Source organism: Streptomyces sp. SM11 (genome assembly GCF_002910905.1).
Taxonomy (GTDB): Bacteria; Actinomycetota; Actinomycetes; order Streptomycetales; family Streptomycetaceae; genus Streptomyces.
In genome coordinates this window covers 1-4038 of record NZ_NEUE01000161.1, presented here as the reverse complement: position 1 = coordinate 4038, position 4038 = coordinate 1, and the positions used below count along the sequence as shown (strand labels likewise).

At 64.7% G+C, this 4038-nt stretch carries 5 protein-coding genes; 2 read left to right on the top strand and 3 right to left on the bottom strand.

The window, feature by feature from the left end; all coding sequences use genetic code 11:
• Positions 1 to 810 (top strand): IS701 family transposase (locus tag B9S58_RS14260; protein WP_107494940.1); only part of this gene is annotated, 810 nt, incomplete at its 5' end.
• Here B9S58_RS14260 and B9S58_RS14255 read toward each other — a convergent pair.
• The 3 genes from B9S58_RS14255 to B9S58_RS39060 form a co-directional block, all read right to left on the bottom strand.
• Entirely contained in the window at positions 786 to 1244 is a 459-nt protein-coding gene (locus tag B9S58_RS14255; RefSeq protein ID WP_181009308.1) for a DUF5677 domain-containing protein, read from the bottom strand. The two genes, B9S58_RS14260 and B9S58_RS14255, sit on opposite strands and share 25 nt — an antisense overlap.
• 341 nt (positions 1245 to 1585) lie before the next feature.
• Entirely contained in the window at positions 1586 to 1867 is a 282-nt protein-coding gene (locus B9S58_RS39065; RefSeq protein WP_258044498.1) for an endonuclease domain-containing protein, read from the bottom strand.
• A 154-nt stretch (positions 1868 to 2021) separates the two neighbouring features.
• Positions 2022 to 2741, bottom strand: coding sequence for a hypothetical protein (locus tag B9S58_RS39060; RefSeq protein ID WP_258044497.1), 720 nt, complete (start codon positions 2739 to 2741; stop codon positions 2022 to 2024).
• A 177-nt stretch (positions 2742 to 2918) separates the two neighbouring features.
• Between B9S58_RS39060 and B9S58_RS14245 the strand changes: the two genes are divergently transcribed.
• Positions 2919 to 4013: an IS630 family transposase gene (locus B9S58_RS14245; protein WP_103531692.1), complete on the top strand. Its 1095-nt coding sequence runs from the start codon at positions 2919 to 2921 to the stop codon at positions 4011 to 4013.
• Positions 4014 to 4038: the final 25 nt, after the last annotated feature.

Genomic DNA, 4038 nt, shown 5'->3' with positions numbered 1-4038 from the left:
CCGGCCCGCTGCCGGGCCGCCGGGATACCCGACGCCGTCGGCTTCGCCACGAAACCCGCCCTCGCCGCCCGCATGATCGGCCGCGCCCTGGACGCCGGCGTTGCCGCATCCTGGGTGGCGGGCGATGAGGTCTACGGAGGCAACCCGCACCTGCGGACCGAGCTGGAGAGACGCGAGACCGGCTACGTGCTCGCCGTGGCCTGTGACCACCAGATCACCACCCGAGCTGGCAACTTCCGGGCCGACGTCCTGGTCAAGATGCTGCCGAAGCGGGCCTGGCAGAAACTCTCCGCCGGCGACGGCGCCAAGGGGCACCGCTTCTACGACTGGGCCCTGGCCGACATCGCCGACGACCGGCCGGGCCACCGTCAGCTGCTCGTCCGCCGCAACCGGCGCACCCGTGAACTCGCCTTCTACCGCTGCTACTCAGCAGTCCGGGTTCCGCTGTCCACCCTGGTGCGGGTCGCCGGGCGCAGATGGACGGCCGAGGAGACCTTCCAGTCCGGCAAGGGCCTGGCCGGACTGGACGAGCACCAGGTCAGACGCTGGACGTCCTGGCACCGCTGGGTCACCCTCGCGATGCTCGCCCACGCCTTCCTCACCGTCGTCCGCGCCGACGAACACGCCCGCCACTCGAAGCCGGACGGGCTGATACCGCTCACCTGCAACGAGATCCAGCACCTGTTCACCGCGCTCGCCGTCCGGCCCGTCCACGACGCGACCCACCGGCTCGACTGGTCCCATTGGCGACGCCGCCACCAGGCCCGATCCCAGGCCAGCCACTATCAGCGACAAGCCGCCCAGACATGAAGATCGCGATCTACAGCTGGAGTATTAGCCGGGTTGGAGGGGATCTCGGCAGCCTGGACAAGGTCGGGAATCGTCGGGTCGTACGACATGCCGGCGAGGTCCGCGGCGTCCCTCAGCTTCTTCTGACTGCGCTTGAGGGCCAGGTTCATGGTGTCGACGGCGTCCGCGCCATCTTCGGCGAGCCATCGGATTTGCGCCATATGCTCGATCAGCGCACGGCGGTTGGGTGCGGCCTCATGACCGAAGCCCTTCCGGTGCAATAGCACGACGGCCGAGGCCTGGCGATGCATGGCAGCCAGGAGCCCCCAGGCAACGAAGTAGGGGCGGTTGTCCTCGTCGGGGTCGAGCGTGCTTCCGACGTTCTCCATTAGCTCGGCGAGCGCGGTGAGTCCGGCGTATGCGAGCCGATTGTCCTCTGCGAAGTCCTCGTTCATGCCTGACATGATCCCGAAGTACAGGTAGATGGCACACCTCGAATCCTCATGAGCGCCCAGGCTGTCAGGACGAGGCCAAACAGTTCGCCGCGTCGGTGCACCGGCAGGAGCAGGATGGGGAACGAGCTGACGATGTGAGGGCCAGGTAAGCGAGGTGACGAACCCTTCGGTGGCCCAGCTCACAGCGAAGACCATGGTGTGAGCGCAACTTCTTCGCGTCGCCACCGGTGCCCGAGGTGGGCATAGATCGCTGCAGCACGGGCTGTCCACGGACACCCGTACGGCGGCCCTGACGGTACGACGGCCGAATCCTGAAGCTTGTCGAACCGGAACAGCGAAGTTCATGACCTTGGTACGGGCCAGTATCGGGCCTCCAGGTCACCGAAGAACCGACGAATAGAGCTGAGGTCCTCACGGGATTCGAGTATCTCCCTTCCACCGAAGCGGAAAACTTCGTAGCCCTTGAGCCGTAGCTCGCGATCCTCTGCGAGCATCTCGGAGTAGAGGTCCGCAGCTACTTCCCACCTCCCTGATTCGGGGGGAACCTCCCGCGCATAGTGGTGTTTTCCATCCACCTCGATCACGATGCGAACCCCACCAGGCAATAGCAGGAGGAAGTCCATGCGCTCACGGGCGAGCCGACGGGGTTTGTTCAAGGTCCGTCGCTGCCGCTCCGTGAGTGGATCGAAGTGCAGATACACCTGCGGCAGCAGAGCGGGCTCCTGCATGGCTTTGGGCCCGGCGTATCGGCTACCAAAGGCGTGGAAGACGTATCGCTCAGCGTCCGAGGCCAGGGATGCCTTGAGTCGCTCGTACAGAGAGAGCCGCAGCGCGATCGTCTACATCCCCCATGTCGTTCCGGTCACGCCACCAGTCAACAAGCTGCCCCCATGTCATTCCAGACTCCGTCAAGGGCCGGTCGTAGACCAGGCAGCTTTCTTCGTGCTTCACGATCTCGATTGCCCCATCGATGACCTGGCTCATGACGATCTCGGGTTTGAACCCGGTAGAGGCAAAGATGATGTTCTTGGGCGCTCCGTCGACTCCTCGGAATCCGAGGCCCTCACCCTCGGCCGATTCCAGCTCGTCCAAGGCCAGCCACACCGGTGAGAAGAGCGTGTTCAGATACCCACGCCGTGCAGCCCAACCGCCTCCGCCGCCCATCCCCTGGGCGCTCCAGTAACCGTGAAACCCTCGAAAGTCCCGGAAAGGCGGGTTGAACGGGATCCCAAGGCGGCGAAGGATGGCCTTCAGGCTCCGGACTGCAGCGGCTATCTCCTCATCGTCCAGCCGTTGCCCACTGTCGGTTCCGCAGTGCTCCAGCTCCGAGTGCACCAACGTGGACAAGCCCTCGGCTGCAGCACTGTCCAAAGTGCCTTCCAGAGGCCCCTTGCGGAGCCGCTCCACGAGTTCCATCTCAAACGCAGAGGCGGTCAGTGGCTCTCCCCAGCCGCCAGTGCCGGTGCTGATTGTGCGGAAGAAGTCGCTGGCCCTCATGCGCCAAGGCTACTGAGGGGCACTGACACGTTGGTGCCAGACCGACCGATAGCCCAAGGGTGCGCTGCCCTTGTCCACCGGCCCGAACCCGGCAAAGCCACCGGCACCACAAAGGGCGGCTAGTGTCTCGTGATCCTGTCGTTGGAACTTGATGGCGCGTCACTTCGTTAGCCTGTTGTGGATCTCTCTTCCGAACAGATCGATGAGCTGCGGGAGTTGGCGGGCAGCCGTCATGCCCCTGCCGATGCCGCTCTGCGGGCCCGCCTGGTGCTGTGGACGGCCGAGGGGCGGCGACGCAAGGACATCGCCGAACTCGCAGGAGTCGCACCGAATACGGTGGACCGCGCCAAGGCCCGTTACCTCGTGGGCGGGATTGCCCAACTGGCTTCCCGGAAACCCGGCGGCGGACGCGATCAGGTCCCCGCGACCACTCGGGCCCGGGTGATCGCATTGACGAAGACAACCCCGCCGACGGAATCGGGGCTGTCCCACTGGTCCACGCGGACGCTGGTCAATCACATGAAGCGGCGCGAGGGCATCTCGGTGTCCTGGCACTACGTCGCCCGCATCTGGCGGGAGGAGAACCTCAAGCCGCACCGGAACGGCACCTTCAAGATCTCGAAGGACCCCGCATTCGCGGACAAGGTCGCCGATGTCGTCGGCCTGTACCTGGCCCCGCCCGGCGGCGCGGTGGTGCTGTCCATTGACGAGAAGACGCAGATACAGGCGCTGGACCGAACCCAGCCGGTACTGCCGGTCACCTTCGGCGCGGGCGAGAAGCGCACCCACGACTACGTACGGCACGGCACCACCAATCTGTTCGCCGCCCTCAATGTCCATACCGGTGAGGTGACCGGCGAGTGCAGGCCGAGCCGGAACGGGGCAAGCTTCCTCGCCTTCCTGAAGAAGGCGACCAAGCCGCACGCCGGCAAGGAGATCCATGTCGTCCTGGACAACCTGTCCACGCACACCACGCCGGAGGTGAAGGCATGGCTGGAGAAGAACCCCCACATCCGCTTCCACTTCACTCCCATCGGTTCCTCATGGTTGAACCAGATCGAGATCTGGTTCGGGATCCTGACTCGGCAGTCCATTCGCCGGGGCACGTTCTCCAGCGTCAACGTCCTGGTCAAGCAGATCCGCGACTACATCAACTCCTGGAACGAGGACGCGAATCCCTTCACCTGGACCGCGTCCGCCGAAGAGATCCTCGCGAAGGTCCGCGTCGTCCAGACCAACATGAAGAAACTCGTTAATAACAACTCAAACTGACACGATCAGGATCACGAGACACTAG

Coding starts and splice junctions, on each gene's coding strand:
- B9S58_RS14255 (WP_181009308.1), bottom strand. CDS start 1,244: ATGAACGAGGACTTCGCAGAGGACAATCGGCTCGCATACGCCGGACTC.
- B9S58_RS39065 (WP_258044498.1), bottom strand. CDS start 1,867: ATGGACTTCCTCCTGCTATTGCCTGGTGGGGTTCGCATCGTGATCGAG.
- B9S58_RS39060 (WP_258044497.1), bottom strand. CDS start 2,741: ATGAGGGCCAGCGACTTCTTCCGCACAATCAGCACCGGCACTGGCGGC.